General features: G+C 66.3%; 14 protein-coding genes. 10 read left to right on the top strand and 4 right to left on the bottom strand.

Annotated elements, in window-relative coordinates; all coding sequences use genetic code 11:
- Positions 1-10: 10 nt before the first annotated feature.
- The 3 genes from OEX18_13205 to hypE are packed head-to-tail and all read left to right on the top strand — an operon-like array spanning position 11 to position 2371.
- Positions 11-232, top strand: coding sequence for a HypC/HybG/HupF family hydrogenase formation chaperone (locus tag OEX18_13205; protein ID MDH4338223.1), 222 nt, complete (start codon positions 11-13; stop codon positions 230-232).
- Positions 219-1307 (top strand): hydrogenase formation protein HypD, encoded by a 1089-nt coding sequence (gene hypD / locus OEX18_13200; protein ID MDH4338222.1) that lies wholly within the window; start codon positions 219-221, stop codon positions 1305-1307. The genes OEX18_13205 and hypD overlap by 14 nt, the downstream gene beginning before the upstream one ends.
- On the top strand, positions 1304-2371 hold the full coding sequence (hypE, locus tag OEX18_13195; protein MDH4338221.1) for a hydrogenase expression/formation protein HypE: 1068 nt from the start codon (positions 1304-1306) through the stop codon (positions 2369-2371). The genes hypD and hypE overlap by 4 nt, the downstream gene beginning before the upstream one ends.
- 22 nt (positions 2372-2393) lie before the next feature.
- Here hypE and OEX18_13190 read toward each other — a convergent pair whose 3' ends face one another.
- Positions 2394-2801: a hydrogenase maturation protease gene (locus tag OEX18_13190; protein ID MDH4338220.1), complete on the bottom strand. Its 408-nt coding sequence runs from the start codon at positions 2799-2801 to the stop codon at positions 2394-2396.
- On the opposite strand from OEX18_13190, the gene OEX18_13185 reads away from it, so the two are divergent.
- Complete coding sequence (locus OEX18_13185; GenBank protein ID MDH4338219.1) at positions 2715-2894, top strand: hypothetical protein; 180 nt, start codon at positions 2715-2717, stop codon at positions 2892-2894. The genes OEX18_13190 and OEX18_13185 overlap by 87 nt on opposite strands.
- On the opposite strand, the gene cybH is transcribed toward OEX18_13185, so the two are convergent.
- From cybH to OEX18_13170, 3 genes are read right to left on the bottom strand one after another with little or no spacing between them, the layout of a single operon-like run.
- Positions 2854-3549 carry a Ni/Fe-hydrogenase, b-type cytochrome subunit gene (cybH, locus tag OEX18_13180; GenBank protein MDH4338218.1) on the bottom strand — a complete coding sequence of 232 codons (696 nt, stop codon included), beginning with the start codon at positions 3547-3549 and terminating at the stop codon, positions 2854-2856. The genes OEX18_13185 and cybH overlap by 41 nt on opposite strands.
- A 9-nt stretch (positions 3550-3558) precedes the next feature.
- Positions 3559-5277 carry a nickel-dependent hydrogenase large subunit gene (locus OEX18_13175; GenBank protein ID MDH4338217.1) on the bottom strand — a complete coding sequence of 573 codons (1719 nt, stop codon included), beginning with the start codon at positions 5275-5277 and terminating at the stop codon, positions 3559-3561.
- Positions 5277-6392: a hydrogenase small subunit gene (locus OEX18_13170; protein ID MDH4338216.1), complete on the bottom strand. Its 1116-nt coding sequence runs from the start codon at positions 6390-6392 to the stop codon at positions 5277-5279. The genes OEX18_13175 and OEX18_13170 overlap by 1 nt, the downstream gene beginning before the upstream one ends.
- A 240-nt stretch (positions 6393-6632) precedes the next feature.
- On the opposite strand from OEX18_13170, the gene hypF reads away from it, so the two are divergent.
- The 6 genes from hypF to OEX18_13140 all read left to right on the top strand — a co-directional run bounded on the left by hypF (position 6633) and on the right by OEX18_13140 (position 16743).
- Positions 6633-8915 carry a carbamoyltransferase HypF gene (hypF, locus tag OEX18_13165; protein MDH4338215.1) on the top strand — a complete coding sequence of 761 codons (2283 nt, stop codon included), beginning with the start codon at positions 6633-6635 and terminating at the stop codon, positions 8913-8915.
- A 43-nt stretch (positions 8916-8958) separates the two neighbouring features.
- Positions 8959-9615: an OmpA family protein gene (locus OEX18_13160; protein MDH4338214.1), complete on the top strand. Its 657-nt coding sequence runs from the start codon at positions 8959-8961 to the stop codon at positions 9613-9615.
- Positions 9616-10177: 562 nt separating this feature from the next.
- Positions 10178-11575 carry an efflux RND transporter periplasmic adaptor subunit gene (locus OEX18_13155; protein ID MDH4338213.1) on the top strand — a complete coding sequence of 466 codons (1398 nt, stop codon included), beginning with the start codon at positions 10178-10180 and terminating at the stop codon, positions 11573-11575.
- On the top strand, positions 11576-14641 hold the full coding sequence (locus OEX18_13150) for a CusA/CzcA family heavy metal efflux RND transporter (protein ID MDH4338212.1): 3066 nt from the start codon (positions 11576-11578) through the stop codon (positions 14639-14641).
- Between the two features lie 61 nt (positions 14642-14702).
- A complete protein-coding gene (gene rfaD, locus OEX18_13145; protein MDH4338211.1) occupies positions 14703-15677 on the top strand; it encodes an ADP-glyceromanno-heptose 6-epimerase in 975 nt (324 codons plus the stop codon).
- 28 nt (positions 15678-15705) lie between these two features.
- Positions 15706-16743, top strand: coding sequence for an NAD-dependent epimerase/dehydratase family protein (locus tag OEX18_13140; GenBank protein ID MDH4338210.1), 1038 nt, complete (start codon positions 15706-15708; stop codon positions 16741-16743).
- The last annotated feature ends 17 nt before the right edge of the window (positions 16744-16760 follow it).

Below are 16760 nucleotides of genomic sequence, written 5' to 3'. Positions count from 1 at the left end.
TGATCTCGGCGTGCAGAGCGGCGTGGTCCAGTTTGGCGGCATCCAGAAGGAAGTCTGTCTGTCGTTCCTGCCCGACGTGCAGGTGGGCGAATATGTGATCGTGCACGCCGGCTTTGCCATCAGCCAGGTGGACGAGGCGGAGGCCGTGGCCACCTTCGAACTGCTCAAGCAGATGGGTGACCTGGCCGACCTGGGCGAGGACACGGGATCCGGCGGCGATGCGCTTCGTTGACGAATACCGCGACGGCGAGGCGGTGCAGCGCGCCGCGGCCGCCATTGCCGCCGTGCAGCGCCGGCCGTGGTCGCTGATGGAGATCTGCGGCGGCCAGACCCACTCCATCCTCAAGTTCGGCCTCGATCAGCTCCTGCCCCCCGAACTCACCCTGGTACACGGGCCCGGCTGCCCGGTGTGCGTGACCCCGCTCGAGCTGATCGACCAGGCGGTGGACATCGCGGCGCGGCCCGGCGTGATCTTCACCTCCTTTGGCGACATGCTGCGCGTGCCCGGTTCGGCGAAGAGCCTGCTGCAGGTCAAGTCCGAGGGGGGCGACGTGCGCATCGTCTACAGCCCGCTCGACGCGGTCAAGATCGCGGCCGAGAACCCCGCGCGCGAGGTGGTGTTCTTTGCGGTGGGCTTCGAGACCACCGCCCCCGCCAACGCCATGGCGGTGTGGCAGGCGCGCGAGATGGGGCTCCGGAACTTCTCGGTGCTGTGCTCGCACGTGCTGGTGCCGCCCGCCATCGACGCCATCCTGGGATCGCCCGACTGCCGCATCCAGGGCTTTCTGGCCGCCGGGCACGTGTGCACGGTGGAGGGTTACGAAGACTACGAGCCCCTGGCGGAGAAGTACCGCGTCCCCATCGTGGTCACCGGGTTCGAGCCGGTGGACCTGATGACCGGCATTCTCTCGTGCGTGACCGCGCTGGAAAAGGGCCGGCACACGGTGGAGAACGCGTACAAGCGATCGGTGACCCGCGCGGGCAACGTGCCCGCGCGCAAGCGGGTACGCGAGGTCTTCGCCACCTGCGACCGCGCGTGGCGCGGCATCGGCGTGATCCCGCAGAGCGGTCTGTGCCTGAGCGAGGCCTTCACCGGCTACGATGCCGCGCGCCGCTTCGACAGCGGGCACATCCGCACCGAGGAATCGCGGGAGTGCATTGCGGGCGAGATCATGCTGGGGCACAAGAAGCCCCTCGAGTGCACCGCCTTTGGTGGCAAGTGCACGCCCGATCACCCGCTGGGCGCGCCCATGGTGTCCGCGGAGGGCGCCTGCGCGGCCTACTTCTCCTACCGGAGGCCGGCATGAGCACGGAAAAACGTCCCGATCCCGCGCAGTGGTCGTGCCCGGTGCCCGGCGAATCCCCCGAGACGGTGCAGCTGGCCCACGGGGGCGGCGGCCGCTTCAGCCAGAAGCTGATTGAAAGCGTGTTCGTGCCGGCACTGCGCAACCCTGCGCTCGAAGCGCTGCACGATGGCGCGGTGCTGACGCTGCCGCCCGGTCGCATCGCGTTTTCCAGCGACTCCTTCGTGATCAGCCCCATCTTCTTTCCCGGCGGCGACATCGGCTCGCTGGCAGTACACGGCACCGTGAACGACCTCGCCATGTGTGGCGCGCGCCCCCTGCACCTCTCCGCGGCCTACATCATCGAGGAAGGGCTCCCCATGGCCGACCTCAAGCGCATCGCGCAGTCGATGGGCCGCGCGGCGGCCGAGGCCGGCGTTTCCGTAGTCACCGGCGACACCAAGGTGGTGGATCGCGGCAAGGGGGACGGCGTGTTCATCAACACGTCGGGCATCGGCGTGATTCCGGAAGGCGTGGAGATCGCGCCCACGCGCGCACGCGCGGGTGACGTGGTGCTGGTGAGCGGCGAGATCGCCGTGCACGGCATCGCCATCCTGTCCGTGCGCCAGGGACTGCAGTTCGAGACGGAGATCGTGAGCGACTCCGCCCCGCTCAACGGCCTGGTGGACGCGGCATTGAAAGTGGCGGGGAGCCACGTGCACGTGCTGCGCGATCCCACGCGCGGTGGTGTGGCGAGCGCGCTCAACGAGATCGCCGCCCTCGCGCAGGTGGGGATCGAACTCCACGAGACCGCGATCCCGGTGAACGAGGCGGTCAAGGGCGCGTGCGAGATCCTGGGATTCGACCCGCTCTACGTGGCCAACGAGGGCAAGTGCATTGCCATCGTGGCGCGTTCCCACGCCGAGGCGGTGCTGGATGTGTGGCGGGGGCACCCGCTGGGTGCGGGCGCGGCGATCATCGGCGAAGTGTGCGATACGCCGCGGGGCCGCGTGGTGCTGCGCACCCGCATCGGCGCGAAGCGCGTGGTCGACATGCTCTCCGGGGAACAGCTGCCGCGCATCTGCTAGGGATTGCGCGCGACCGCGTGTTTCAGCCTGCCGGTCTCTCTTCCAGCAACAATCGAACCTTCGCCACCACCTCGGGGATGGCAGCGGCCACCGCGGGCGTGAGTTCGAGTGTCATGGGGTTGATGCGGGGGATCGACACCGTGATCAGGTCGATGCGCGGCAACGGGCGCGTGAGCACCGCCGCCTCCACCAGGTCGCGCAGGCCGATGTCATGCGCGCTGAGCGATCGGGGGAAGTCGCTGGCGAAGCGGGGGTGGAGAACGCGCACGGTGCCGGGCTCGGCACCGTCCAGGGTGGCGTCAATCAGGATCATCGCATCATGTTCATGGAATAATGCAAGGAGATGAAACCCGCCGGTGCCGCCGTCCACCAGCGGCACATCGGCGGGGAGGTCTGCCTCTTCGAGCGCGCGGATGGCGTGGATGCCCACGCCCTCGTCGCCCAGCAGGACGTTACCGATGCCGAGAACGATCAGGGCGCGCTCACCTTCTGGAACGCGCGCCCGGTGACGGCCGGTCGATGAACTTCCAGCCCCCCACCATCGATGACATCACGCCGCGGCCTTCCACGTAGTCATGGTACGCCACCAGGTAGACGTGCACGAGGATGAAGATGGGGAAGAACCACATGAGCATGTGGTGCCACTGCCGCACGCCGAAGTCTCCTCCAAAGAGCGGCACCACCCAGGCGAACATGTTGGCCAGCGGCCAATCGCTCATGGCCGAATAGAGCGCGAGCCCCGTCATCACCTGGGCCAGGAAGACCAGGAAGGAGAGAAAGTACACCACCCCGGCCAGCGCGTTGTGTCCCGTCGACGGCAGCGGTTCCTCCATCTTGCCCAGCAGGATGTCCACCTTGAGAACCTTTCCGATCTCGACCCACTGGCTGCGCCTGAGCGGGATGAAGTTGCGCCAGTTGGCGTACTCGTTGCCCACGAAGCCCCAGTAGATGCGGAACAGGAAGTTGAAGATCAGGATGTACGCCGCGGTGAAGTGGATGAAGCGCACCGTGCCGAACCAGTAGCTGAACGACGCCTCCGACGCGTTGGAAAACGCGAGGGGGCGCCCGATCAGGTAGCCGGTGAGGGCGAGGACCACGATGCAGAGGGCGTTGATCCAGTGGAACATGCGTACCGCAAACTGCCAGACGTACGCGCGCCGCAATGTGCTCGTTTGCATGCTATCCCCCTATTCGACCACGACCTGGCTCACCGTCTGCCCGTGTTCGTCGTACACGTGCACCGCACAGGCGATGCACGGGTCGAACGAGTGGACGGTGCGCAGGATCTCAACCGGTTTCTCGGGATCGGCCACCGGTGTCCCCACCAGCGACTCCTCGTACGCGGAACGCTGCCCCTGGGCATCGCGCGGCGATGCGTTCCAGGTGCTCGGCACCACCAGCTGGTAGTTGTCGATCTTGCGGTCCTTGATCACGATCCAGTGCGCCAGCGCGCCGCGCGGCGCCTCCGACATGCCCACACCCTTTGCCTCCGCGGGCCAGGTGGCGGGATCCCACATCTCGCCGTTGTGCGTGCGCGTATCGCCATTCTTGAGGTTGGTGAGCAGCTGGCCGTAGAACTCGAGCGCCCAGCGCGCAATCAGACGCGTCTCCAGGCCGCGCGCGGCGGTGCGTCCCAGGGTGGAGAACAGCGCGCCCACCGGGACGTTGAGTGCGGCGAGCGCCTCGTTGACCACGTCCTGGATCTCCTTGCTGCCGCTGGCATACCCCACCAGCAGGCGGGCCAGCGGGCCCACCTCCATGGGGTGGTTCTTCCAGCGCGGGGTCTTGAGCCAGCTGTACTTACCGTCCACGTTGAGCTGCTCGTAGGGCGGCATGGGACCGGTGTAGTTGAGCCTGGTCTCGCCCACCCACGGGTGTTTGCCGGCGGCGTCGCCGTCGGTGTACTCGTACCACGAGTGCGGCACGAATTCCTGCACCTGCGCCGGGTCGCGCGGGTCCACCTCGTGCACCGTGCCGAGGTCGCGGTCGAGGATCGCGCCGCGCGGGAACTTGAAGCGCGTCGGATCGCCGTAGCCGTTCATCGGCAGGTCGCCGTAGGCCATGTAGTTCTTGAGCCCGCCGCCGATGGCCGCCCAGTCGGTGTAGAAGGGCGCCACCGCCAGGAGATCGGGCAGGTACACCTGTTCCACGAACGTGGCCGCGTGCTGGAACAGCGAACCCACCAGCGCGAGCCGCTCGGCGTTGATGGCGTTGACCTCGTCGATGTTGAACGAGCATGGCGCGCCGCCCACCAGGTAGTTGGGGTGGGGGTTCTTGCCGCCGAACACGGTGTGGACCTTGACGATCTCCTTCTGCCACTCCAGCGCCTCGAGGTAGTGCGCCACGCCAATCAGGTTTACCTCCGGCGGGAGCTTGTAGGCCGGGTGGCCCCAGTAGGCGTTGGCAAAGATGCCCAGCTGGCCGCTCTCCACGAACGCGGTGAGCCGTTTCTGCAGGTCGGTGAAGTACCCCACCGAACTCTTGGGCCACGGGGATATCTTCTGCGCGAGCGCCGAGGTCTGCGCCGGGTCCGCCTTGAGCGCGCTCACCACATCCACCCAGTCGAGCGCGTGCAGGTGGTAGAAGTGAACCACGTGATCCTGCAGGTACTGGGCGCAGAACATCAGGTTGCGAACCAGTTCCGCGGTGGGCGGGATGGTGATCTTGAGCGCGTCCTCCACCGCCCGCACCGACGCCAGCGCGTGCACGGTGGTGCACACGCCGCACGCGCGTTCGGTGAATGCCCACGCGTCGCGGGGGTCACGGCCCTTGAGGATCAGCTCGAAGCCGCGCACCATGGTGCCGGAACTGAACGCGTCGACGATCTTGCCGTCCTTGATCTCGGCTTCGATCCTGAGATGTCCTTCGATCCGTGTGATCGGGTCGACCACGATTCGGTTGGCCATCACTCACCTCGCTTTTCCGGTTCGGGGGTGCCCGCGTCCATCGCTTCCTTGATCTCCTTGCGCTTGCGGATGTTGGTGGCCACCGCGTGCGCCGCCACGCCCGCCGCCGTCACCGCCGTCGCCACCATGCCGATCTTGTCGGCGGTCGACTCGATGCCGAAGCCGGGGAAGGACGCCAGGTGCTGGTAGAACGGGCCGTTGTCCCAGAAATTCGCCTCGCTGCATCCGATGCAGCCGTGGCCGGACTGGATGGGGTAGCTGGTGCCCTCGTTCCAGCGCGTCACACTGCACGCGTTGTAGGTCATGGGGCCGCGGCAACCCATCTTGTACAGGCAGTAGCCCTTGCGCGCCGCCTCGTCGTCCCAGCTCTCCACGAACAGCCCCGCGTCGTAGTAGGCACGGCGGTAGCAGGTGTCGTGGACGCGGCGCGAGTAGAACGCCTTGGGCCGGCCAAGACCGTCGAGTTGTGGAATGCGATCGAAGGCGAGCATGTGCACCACAACCGCCGCCATTACGTCGCCTATGGGCGGGCATCCCGGCACCCGCACGATGGGCTTGCCGGTGACCACCTTGTGCAACGGCGTGGCGGAAGTCGGGTTGGGCTTGGCCGCCTGAATGCACCCGTTGCACGCGCAACTGCCCCACGCCACCAGCGCCGCGGCACCCGCGGCCGCTTCCTGCACGATGTCGATTGCGGTGCGCCCGCCGATGCAGCAGTACACGCCGCCATCCGCGGTGGGCACGGAACCCTCCACCAGCATCAGGTACTTGCCGGGGAACTTCTTCATGGTGGCGTGCATTGCCTCTTCGGCCTGGGCACCGGCCGCTGCCTGCAGCGTCTCGGTGTAGTCAAGCGAGATGTGGTCGAGGAGGATGTCCGCCACCAGCGGGTGCGACGCGCGGATGAAGGACTCGCTGCAGCAGGTGCATTCCTGGAAGTGGAACCACAGCACCGGCGGTCGTGGTTTGGTTTCCAGTGCTCGGACGATCTTGGGAATGAATGAGGACGAGAGACCGGCGGATGCGGCGAGGAGTGTGCAGAGCTTGACGAAGTCGCGCCGGGTGTAACCCTTGTTCTGCATCTCCTGCCACACGGTAAGCGCCTGATCAGACATGGCGAACCCTCCTCGAGTGAGGAACGCTTGGTCCGTCGAAGCACCCAACTCAAAGACGACGGAACCGCCGTCCCAACCAAACCGGAGTGTGACTTTGTAGTTGGGGAGCTTATTGTCCTATTCTCAAAGCGTCAATATGGAATTTTCAGGGGCCCCGGGGCGCCCGGGGGGAGCGGCGCCGGAACGCGTGTAATTTCAATGCCTCCGGGGGGGTCCGCGGGGCTATGCTTGGGGCCGGACATGGGCGCTCGTCGGCTGAATCTCCACATACGCGGCGTGGTACAGGGGGTCGGGTTCCGGCCCACCGTCTACCGCGTGGCCACCGGTCTGGGACTGGCCGGGTGGGTGGTGAACACCGCGGCCGGCGTGGAGGTGGACGTGGAGGGACCGGAGGCCGCGGTGGAGCGCTTCGTCCCGGAACTGCTGGCGGCAAAACCGCCCCGCGCAATCATCCAAGGCATGGAATCGCGCTGGCTCGATCCGGTGGGCGCGACGGTCTTTGAAGTGCGCGCGTCCAACGTGGCGGGTTCCGCCACCACGCTCCTGCTCCCCGACATCGCCACCTGCCCCGACTGCCTGCACGAGATCCTCGACCCGGCCGATCGCCGGTTTGGCTACGCGTTCACCAACTGCACCAACTGCGGCCCGCGCTTCACCATCATTGAATCGCTGCCCTACGACCGTGCGCGCACCACCATGGCCGGTTTCGATATGTGCCCGGATTGCCGCGCGGAATACGAGAACCCCGCGGACCGGCGCTTCCACGCCCAGCCCAACGCGTGTCCGGTGTGCGGGCCGCGGCTGGAATTATGGAATCCCTCCGGCGAATCTCTCGCTTCGGGTGGCGACGCGCTGCACGCGGCGGCCAACGCCATTCGCGCGGGGGAGATCGTGGCGGTCAAGGGCGTGGGCGGGTTCCACCTGATGTGTGACGCACGCAACGACGCCGCGGTGCGGGAATTGCGGCACCGCAAGCGGCGGGAGGAAAAGCCGTTTGCACTGATGCTCCCCGATCTGGAGGCGGCGCGGGTGATTTGCCGAGTGGAGGCGGCGGAGGAGGCGCTGCTCGCGTCCCCCGAGGCCCCCATCGTGCTGCTCGCGCGGCGCGGGGACGTGGTTGCGCCGTCGGTGGCCCCGGGCAATCCATACCTCGGCGTGGTGCTGCCGTATTCACCGCTGCACCACCTGCTGATGCGCGATCTCGCCTTCCCGGTGGTGGCCACCAGTGGCAACCTCTCCGACGAGCCCATCGCAACCGACGAGCGTGAGGCGCTGGATCGGCTGGCGGGGATCGCCGACTGTTTTCTCGTGCACAACCGTCCCATTGCCCGCTACGCCGACGACTCCATCGCGCGCACCATCGCATCCCGGCCCATGCTGTTGCGGCGCGCGCGCGGGTATGCGCCGCTGCCACTCGCCCGCGTGGAGCCGGGGGAGGCGATCCTCGCGGTGGGTGCGCATCTCAAGAGCACCATCGGCTTCTCGGTGGACGGCCAGTTGCTTCTGAGCCACCACCTGGGTGACCTCGATACTCCGCAGGCGCTGGCGGGCTTTCAAGAAACGGCGCAGCGGCTGCCAGCCCTGTATCAGCTCTCGCCCGCCATCGTGGCGCACGATCTTCACCCCGACTACGCATCCACGCAGTTCGCCGAGACACTTTCCGCGCGGCGGATCGGCGTGCAGCACCACCACGCGCACGTGCTGGCGTGCATGGCGGACAACGAACTCGAGGGGGAGGTGCTGGGCGTGAGCTGGGACGGAACCGGCTTTGGTTCCGACCGGACCATCTGGGGAGGAGAATTCCTGCGCGTGCGCGACGGCGGGTTCCTGCGCGTGGCGCACCTGCGCACGTTCCCGCTACCAGGTGGCGACGGTGCGGCGCGCGAGCCGCGGCGCAGCGCGCTGGGATTGCTGTACGCCATGGAGGGTGACGCCTGCTTCGAGCGCGCGGACACGCGCGAACGCCTGGTGTTCACGGACGCGGAATTCTCGCTGCTGCGCCAGATGTTCGCCACCGGCACCGGCGTGGTGGCCACGTCGAGCGCGGGGCGCCTCTTCGATGGGGTGGCCGCGCTGGCGGGTGTGCGTGCCCGCTCGATGTTCGAAGGGCAGGCGGCCATGGAACTCGAGTTTGCCGCCGAAGGTGAAACAGGAGATGACGCGTATCCCTTTGCGCTGCGCGGCGCCGATCTTGACTGGGCGCCGATGTTGCGGGCGATTCTCGCCGATCGCGATGTGGGAACGCCGGTTGCGCGCACCTCGCGCAAGTTTCACAACACGCTCGCGGAGATGATTGTTGCGGTGGCGATGCGCGAGCAGTTGCCGCGGGTGTGTCTCACGGGTGGATGTTTTCAGAACCGGCTGCTCGCGGAGGGGACGATCGCGCGCCTGACCTCGGCCGGGTTTGCGCCGTACTGGCATCAGCGCGTCCCGCCCAACGATGGCGGTATCGCACTGGGACAAATGGTAGCGGCGTCGCGGGCAACAAAGGGCGATTCAGAGGAATCCCGCGCCGATTCGTGATACAATGATGGCACCGCGAAACCGGAAAGACAGGAGGCATGCCATGAAAACCACGCTCATCGTGGTGGCGCTCGGCGCCGCGCTCGCCCTCACCGGGTGTTCCAACAAGAAATTGATGGCCGAGAAGGAAGCCCAGATCGAAGAGCTCCAGACGGAGATTACCCGGCTGAATCAGGAAGTAAACGGCCTGGAACAGGACGTCGCCCAGCAGCAGAAGATGAACGAACAGCTGCGCAGCTCGCTCGCGGATCTGGAGCGGCAGAAGAAGATCCTGATGGAAGAGAAAGACGGGCTCACCCACATCACCATGGACGGTGCCGCTACCTTCGGTTCGGCGCAGGCATTGATCACCGTAGACGCTAAGAACACGCTCGACCGTATCTGGGGCGTGCTCAAGGATTATCCCGACCGGCGCATCCTCATTGAAGGTCACACCGACAACCGGAACATTCCGGTCGACTATCAGACCAAGTGGGCCACCAACTGGGAGCTCTCGACGGCGCGCGCGCTGTCGGTGCTGCACTACCTGACCGGCAAGTACAAGGTGGACTATGCGCGCTTCGCCGCCGTCGGTTACGGCCCCAGCCAGCCGGTGGCCAGCAACGAAACCGCCGCGGGCCGGGCGCAGAACCGCCGCGTCGTGATCACCGTCGGCAGCTCCGCCCAGATCGCGCAGCGGATGTCGAACCCGAACAGCTGAGCGCGCGGCTCGGCCCGCGCGCGTCAGACTGGCGGTGCCTTGCGTCCGACGACGGGCTCGAGTATCATTTGTACCATGGCGGCTCGCGGGTGCATCGCCCCGGGCCGACGGAGTTGGATGACAAAGCACCTCGTTCTACTTCTGGTCGCTGCGTTTGCCGCCGTCGCACTGGCGGAACCGCCTGGCGTTCGTGCCGCGTTGGCGTGCAATGAGATAGATACCTGCGCGGGCCGCGCGCCCGGCGTCTGTGATGATGTGGATTCCGGCGGGGACTCGCAAGACGAGTGTCCGCCCCGGTGCGCGGACTGCGCCTGCTGCCCGGGTGCTTCCGTGTCCTCGCTTCCCCTCGATGCGCCCGTGGTAGAGTCGTTCTTTTCATCCCCCGCGCGAACCTGGCCGGGCGCGCCGCTTCTCGCGTCGCGCGCCGTATGCGGCGTCTTTCATCCCCCCCGTTCTTCCCCCCGTTAGCGACTCAAGCGTTCTTTTTTCACTCATAAACCGCCGGGGGAATCCAGTTTCCCCGGGTGGTCCAGTGCTTGTTCCTCGTCCCGAGGAGTTCGATATGAATGCTTTCCTTCGCGGCGGACGATCGTTCGTGAGCGCGGTGTTTCTCGTTGTTGCGCTGGGGGGTTGTGGTGGCAATGGCTCCCCGGGCACCCAGGCCGGGTCGGTGCCGGCGGAAACCACCGGGTCCATTGAGATTGCGGACTGGTGCGCCGGGCACGGGGTGCCCGAGTCCAAGTGCACGATCTGTAATCCCGAACTGATCCCGAAGTTCAAGAGTGCCGGTGACTGGTGTGCTGAGCACGGCCTGCCGGAATCGGTCTGTCCGCAATGCCGGGGCGGGACACTGCGCGAAGCGGGGGAAGCGGACGCCCTGATCGTTCCCGGTATGCGCATCCGTTTCCGGTCGCCGGAATTGGAGCAAGTGGCAGGCATTCGTGTCGCGCTGGCGCGCGAGGCCGGAATGGCTTCCGGCGTGGCGTGCACCGCGCGCATCGATTTCAATCGCGACCGGGTGGCGGATATTCGAGCGCCGTTCGCCGGGCTGGTCCGCGAGGTTCGCGTCGATCTGGGCGCGCAGGTGGAAGCCGGGGATCCGCTCTTCGTGCTCGAGAGTCCCGAGGTCAGCGACCTGCAGGGGCGCATTCGCGCTGCACGGCAGCGCGTCGAGGTTGCGCGCGCCGACTTCGAACGCCACGTCACATTGAGTGAGTCGGGCCTCGTGTCATCGCGGGACCTGGATCTGTCGCGACAAGAGTTCGAGACCGCACAGGGCGAACTGGCCGCCGCGGAGGCTGCCACGGGCATGGCCGGCACGACGGAAAGCGCGGTGGAAGGCGCCGGCGGGCGCTACACGATCCGTGCTCCGATCCAGGGTGTTGTGGCACGCCGGCCGGCCATGATTGGGACGTTTGCCGACGGAGAGACCTCGCTCGCCACCGTTGCGGATCTGCGCCTCATGTGGGCGGTGCTGGAGATTCCGGAACTCGACGTCGCGCGCGTGCGCGTGGGCCAGAAGGTAACGGTGGACGTCGAGGGGCTCGCGGACCGGGAGTTCTCCGGCGTTGTCACCTGGATCGCGGCGGAGGTCGACCCGGTAACGCGGACGGTCGCGGCGCGCGCCGGGCTACCCAATTCCGGAGGAGCGCTGCGGGCGGAGCAGTTTGCCCGGGCGATGATCGAGACGTCGACTCGCGACGACGTGGTGGCGGTTCTCGCCGAATCGGTGCAGCGCATCGGGGTCGAATCCGTGGTCTTCGTGCGCGTGGGCGAGGGCCTGTACGAACCACGGTCGGTCCGGCCGTTGCGCCGCGGTGGTGGACTCGTGCAGGTGTCCGGCGCGATCCGGGTGGGGGAGGCAGTGGTTACCGACGGGGCGTTCCTGCTGCGCACAGAGCTCAGCCGGGAGAGCATCGGCGCGGGATGTTGCGAAATCGAACCAGTGGCGGGGCGCTAGATGCTGAACGCCATCATAGATTTCTCGCTGCGAAACCGCGCGCTGGTGCTCATTATTGTTGGAATCGCTGCGGTGGCGGGCACCGCCGCTTTTCGCGAACTGCCATTCGACGCCTTTCCTGACACCACGCCGGTCCAGGTCACCGTCAACGCCGTGGCGCCGGCGCTTTCTCCGCTCGAGATTGAGCGGAGCATCACGTTTCCACTCGAGCAGAGCGTGAGCGGCATGTCCGGACTCAAGGAGGTCCGGTCGCTTTCCCGCTTTGGATTCTCCCAGATCACCACCGTGTTCGAGGACGGCGCGGACGTGTACCGCGCGCGCCAGATGATCATGGAGCGGGTGCTGTCCGCGGAGCTTCCCGCCGGGGTCGAGCGGCCGACACTGGGCCCGGTCTCGACGGGGCTCGGCGAGGTCTTCCAGTACGTGGTGCGGAGTGACGATCTGTCGCCTACGGAACTGCGTACTCTGCACCACTGGGTGATTCGTCCGCAGATGATGCAGGTTCCGGGCGTGGCGGAAATCAACACGTGGGGTGGATTCGAAAAGCAGTATCACGTGGTGATCGACCCCAATCTGCTGGTCAAGCACGGGCTGACTCTCGACGACATCGCCGGGGCCCTGCGACGCAACAACTCCAACACCGCCGGCGGCTACATCGAGCAGGGTGGCGAGGTGCGGCTCGTGCAGGGCATCGGGCTGGCGACGAGCCGGGAGGAGATCGAGGCGATCGTGGTGGCGGCCAGCGACGGTGTGCCGATCCTGGTGCGTGATGTGGCTGAGGTGCGCGAGGACCACGGCATCCGGCGCGGCGCCGTCACCGCAAACGCAAATGGGGAAGTGGTTCTCGGCCTGGGTTTCATGCTGATGGGCGAGAACAGTCGCGAGGTGACCCGGCGTCTGGAAGCGCGCCTGGCGGATGTGCAGCGCAACCTGCCGGATGGCGTCACGGTAGAGGCGGTCTACACGCGCACCAAACTCGTCGACCAGGTGTTGCACACCGTGCGCGACAACCTGCTGGAAGGGGCCCTGCTGGTGGTGGCCGTTCTCTTTGCTTTTCTCGGCAACCTCCGCGCCGGGCTCATCGTCGCCACCGCCATACCGTTGTCGATGCTGTTCGCATTCAACGGGATGCTGCGCTTTGGCATCGCGGGAAGCCTCATGAGCCTGGGTGCCATCGATTTCGGCATGGTGGTAGACAGCTCCGTCATCATGGTGGAGAACGCGTCACGGCGATTGGCGGAGGGCGAGGGGCGCGCCACGGGCGACGTGGTCCGCGACGCGGCCGTCGAAGTGCGGCGACCGACGCTGTTCGGCGAGTTGATCATCGCGATCGTTTATCTTCCCATCCTCTTTCTCGAGGGCGTCGAGGGCAGAATGTTCCGGCCGATGGCGCTCACCGTGATCTTCGCCCTGGCGGCTTCGATGGTGCTCTCGCTGACCCTCATGCCGGTGCTGGCGAGTCTGGTCCTCCGGAGCAAGTCCGGCGCACACGGCGAGACGCACCTGGTGCGCTGGATACGGCGCGGGTACCGTCCGGTGCTGGAGGCCGCCCTGCGTCGCCCGCGGATCGTCATCGGGGTCACACTGGTGGTGTTGGGGGGCGCCGCCGCGCTTTCCATGAGACTCGGCACGCAGTTCATCCCGCGTCTTGGCGAAATGTCCATCGTGGTGAACACGGTGCGTCTGGCGGGCGTTTCGCTCTCCGAGTCCGTTCGCTACGGGACCTCGATCGAAAGCTACCTGCTCAAGAAGTTCCCCGACGAAATCGACCACATATGGACCCGCACCGGTACCGCCGAGATCGCAACGGATCCCATGGGTTTTGAGGTGTCGGACATCTTCGTGACGCTCTCCCCCCGGCGCGAGTGGGAGCACGCCCGCTCGCAGGAGGAACTTGTATCACGCATGAGCGGGGCATTGGAGGGTCTGCCCGGCATGCGGGCCGTCTTCACCCAGCCCATCGAAATGCGCATGAACGAGATGGTTGCCGGCATGCGCGCCGACGTGGGCATCAAGATATTCGGGGATGATCTTGAGGTCCTAAAAATCAAGGCCGATGAAGTGCGCCGGGTGGTCGAGTCCGTGCCCGGGGCGACGGACGTCACCGTTGAACAACTCACGGGGCTTCCCGTGCTCGAGATTAAAATCGATCGTGGCGCAATTGCGCGCCATGGCATCGACGCTGCGCACGTCCTCGAAGTGATCGAAGCGCTCGGCGTGAGCCGCGTGGGCGAAATCGTTGACGGCCAGATGCGATACGACCTCGGGATACGGCTGGCCGATCGTTATCGTGACGATCCCGAGGAGATCGGGCGGATTCTGGTGGCAACCGCGTCCGGCGCGCGCCTGCCGCTTTCGCGGCTGGCTAGCATCCGGTTGGTCGAAGGCCCGTCGGCAATCAACCGAGAGTGGGCAAAACGTCGAATCGTCGTGCAGACGAACGTACGCGGGCGGGATGTCGGTTCGTTCGTTGACAACGTTCGTGCCGCGATTGGCGAAGAGGTGGCACTGCCAGCTGGATACTTCGTTCGTTATGGAGGCCAGTTTGAGCATCTGCAGCGTGCGCGCACGCGCCTCATGATCGTCGTTCCGATTGCGTTGTTGCTCATCTTTGTCCTGCTGTACGTCACCTTTGGCCGCGCGCGCGATGCCGTGCTCGTGTTTACCGGCGTGCCATTTGCGGCGGTTGGCGGTGTGCTCGCGTTGTGGGTACGTGGGCTGCCGTTCACCATTTCGGCCGGGGTCGGGTTTGTCGCCCTGTTCGGAGTCGCCGTGCTCGGCCAGCTGGTGCTGGTGTCGTACATCCGGCAGCTCGCGGAGGCCGGCATGCCGAATGTCGACGCGGTGCGGTGGGCCGCCGAGACGCGTCTGCGGCCCGTCCTGATGACGGCCACCGTCGCGAGCCTGGGATTCCTCCCCATGGCCCTCAATACGGGCGTGGGGGCGGAGGTGCAGCGCCCGCTGGCCACGGTCGTGATCGGGGGGCTGATTACGTCCACGCTGGCGACGCTGGTGGTGATGCCGGTGCTGTACCGGATGTTCGGGGGAGGGCGGCGGCTCTCGTAACATTCATTGGGATAAGGGGTTTCCGCACTGGGCCGGTGTCGGGTATAATGGCCGCTCACCCATGAGCGACTCCATTATCGTTACCGGCGGGGCCGGATTCATCGGCAGCAATCTGGTGGCCGCGCTCAACCGGCGCGGTCACCGGAATATCACCGTCGTCGACCACGTCGATTCGGACGCCAAACAGCGCAACCTCGATCGCATCACGTTCGATACCTGCGTCGACAAGACGGCGTTTCGCGAGATGCTCGGCACCGGGCGTGTTCCCGCGGCGCGCGCCGTGATCCACATGGGCGCGTGCAGTTCCACCACGGAAACCAACGAGGCCTACCTGCGCGACAACAATACGGCGTACACGCGCGAACTGTGCGACTGGTCGCTGCGCACCGGCGCGCGTTTCATCTACGCCTCCAGCGCCGCCACCTACGGCGACGGAAGCCGGGGCTACTCCGACGATGACGCGATGACCTCCACCCTGGAGCCACTCAACCTGTACGGCGCCTCCAAGCAGTGGTTCGACCTGTGGGCGCTGGAGACGGGCGCGCTCAAGCGCATTGCCGGGCTCAAGTATTTCAACGTGTACGGCCCCTGGGAGGACCACAAGGGCGACATGCGCTCGCTGGTCAACAAGGCCTACGCGCAGATCCTGCGCGACGGAGAAATCGGCCTGTTCAAGTCGTACCGCCCCGAGTACCGCGACGGGGAGCAGGAGCGGGACTTCATCCACGTGGACGACGCGGTGGCGGTGACGCTGTTCTTCCTGGACAAACCGGACGTATCCGGGCTCTACAACTGCGGGACGGGCAGGGCACGCACGTGGGTCGACCTGGCAAACGCGCTCTTCGCGGCCATGGACATGCCGCCGCGCATCCGTTTCATCGACATGCCGGAGAGCATCCGGGACAAGTACCAGTATCATACGTGCGCACAGACCGCCAAGCTGCGCGCGGCCGGCTACATGGCGCCGTTTGTCTCCATCGAAGAGGGCGTGCGGCGCTACGTTCAGGAGTATTTGCAAGCACAGCCCCGGGGCTGACAACCATCTCGGGAAGGGACATCTCCACATGACCGTGCTCATCACCGGCGGCGCCGGATTTCTCGGCATCAACCTCGCCCGCCACCTGCTCGCCAGCGACCAACGGGTGGTGTCGCTGGACCTCGTGCCCTTCGACTACCCGGATTGCCGCGACCGGATCACCGAGGTCCGCGGCGACATCCGCAACAGCGCCGACGTGCAGCGCGCCCTCGCGGGTGTGGACATCGTGGTCCACGGCGCGGCGGCGCTGCCCCTGTACAAACCGGAGGACATCTACTCCACCGACATCGACGGCACCCGCACCATGCTGGAGGAGTCGAAGCGCGCCGGCGTGCGCCGCTTCATCCATGTTTCTTCCACGGCGGTGTACGGGATTCCCGACCACCACCCGCTCCTGGAGAGCGACCCGATGCACGGCGTGGGCCCCTACGGCGAGGCCAAGGTGGCCGCCGAGCAGTTGTGCATCGAGGCGCGCAAGGGGGGCATGATTCTCCCCATCATCCGGCCCAAGTCGTTCATCGGGCCGGAGCGGCTGGGCGTGTTCGCCATGCTCTACGAATGGGCGCGCGACGGGCACAGCTTTCCCATCCTCGGGCCCGGCAACAACCCCTACCAGTACCTCGACGTCGAGGACCTGTGCGACGCCATCTGGCTGTGCTGCACGCTTCCCGACGAGGTGGTAAACGACACCTTCAACATCGGCGCGAAGGAGTTCGGAACCCCGCGCTCGGACTTCCAGGCGGTGCTGGACCACGCCGGCCACGGAAAAAAGATCGTGTCACTTCCGGAAAAACCGGCCATCATGGCGCTGCGCTGCCTGGAGGCACTCAAGCTCTCACCGCTGTACAAGTGGATATACGAGACGGTGGGCAAGGAGTCGTTCGTCTCCATCGAAAAGGCGCAGCAGAAGCTCGGCTACGCGCCGAAGTATTCGAACAAGCAGGCGCTCATCCGCAACTACGACTGGTTCGTCGCCAACGCGGACAAGCTGCAGGGCCAGTCGGGCGTGTCGCACCGGGTGCCCTGGGCGCAGGGTGCGCTGAAAATCGCAAAGATGTTCTTCTGATCGTCGCCGCCTCAACC

The organism is Candidatus Krumholzibacteriia bacterium (genome assembly GCA_029865265.1).
Classification (GTDB): Bacteria; Krumholzibacteriota; Krumholzibacteriia; order WVZY01; family JAKEHA01; genus JAKEHA01.
This window is presented reverse-complemented; position numbering and strand designations above follow the sequence as displayed.

Bases quoted from the DNA above. Each gene is read 5' to 3' on its own strand.
- hypD (MDH4338222.1), top strand. From the start codon at position 219: ATGCGCTTCGTTGACGAATACCGCGACGGCGAGGCGGTGCAGCGCGCC.
- hypE (MDH4338221.1), top strand. From the start codon at position 1,304: ATGAGCACGGAAAAACGTCCCGATCCCGCGCAGTGGTCGTGCCCGGTG.
- OEX18_13185 (MDH4338219.1), top strand. From the start codon at position 2,715: ATGAAACCCGCCGGTGCCGCCGTCCACCAGCGGCACATCGGCGGGGAG.
- cybH (MDH4338218.1), bottom strand. From the start codon at position 3,549: ATGCAAACGAGCACATTGCGGCGCGCGTACGTCTGGCAGTTTGCGGTA.
- OEX18_13175 (MDH4338217.1), bottom strand. From the start codon at position 5,277: ATGGCCAACCGAATCGTGGTCGACCCGATCACACGGATCGAAGGACAT.
- OEX18_13170 (MDH4338216.1), bottom strand. From the start codon at position 6,392: ATGTCTGATCAGGCGCTTACCGTGTGGCAGGAGATGCAGAACAAGGGT.
- hypF (MDH4338215.1), top strand. From the start codon at position 6,633: ATGGGCGCTCGTCGGCTGAATCTCCACATACGCGGCGTGGTACAGGGG.
- OEX18_13160 (MDH4338214.1), top strand. From the start codon at position 8,959: ATGAAAACCACGCTCATCGTGGTGGCGCTCGGCGCCGCGCTCGCCCTC.
- OEX18_13155 (MDH4338213.1), top strand. From the start codon at position 10,178: ATGAATGCTTTCCTTCGCGGCGGACGATCGTTCGTGAGCGCGGTGTTT.
- OEX18_13150 (MDH4338212.1), top strand. From the start codon at position 11,576: ATGCTGAACGCCATCATAGATTTCTCGCTGCGAAACCGCGCGCTGGTG.
- rfaD (MDH4338211.1), top strand. From the start codon at position 14,703: ATGAGCGACTCCATTATCGTTACCGGCGGGGCCGGATTCATCGGCAGC.
- OEX18_13140 (MDH4338210.1), top strand. From the start codon at position 15,706: ATGACCGTGCTCATCACCGGCGGCGCCGGATTTCTCGGCATCAACCTC.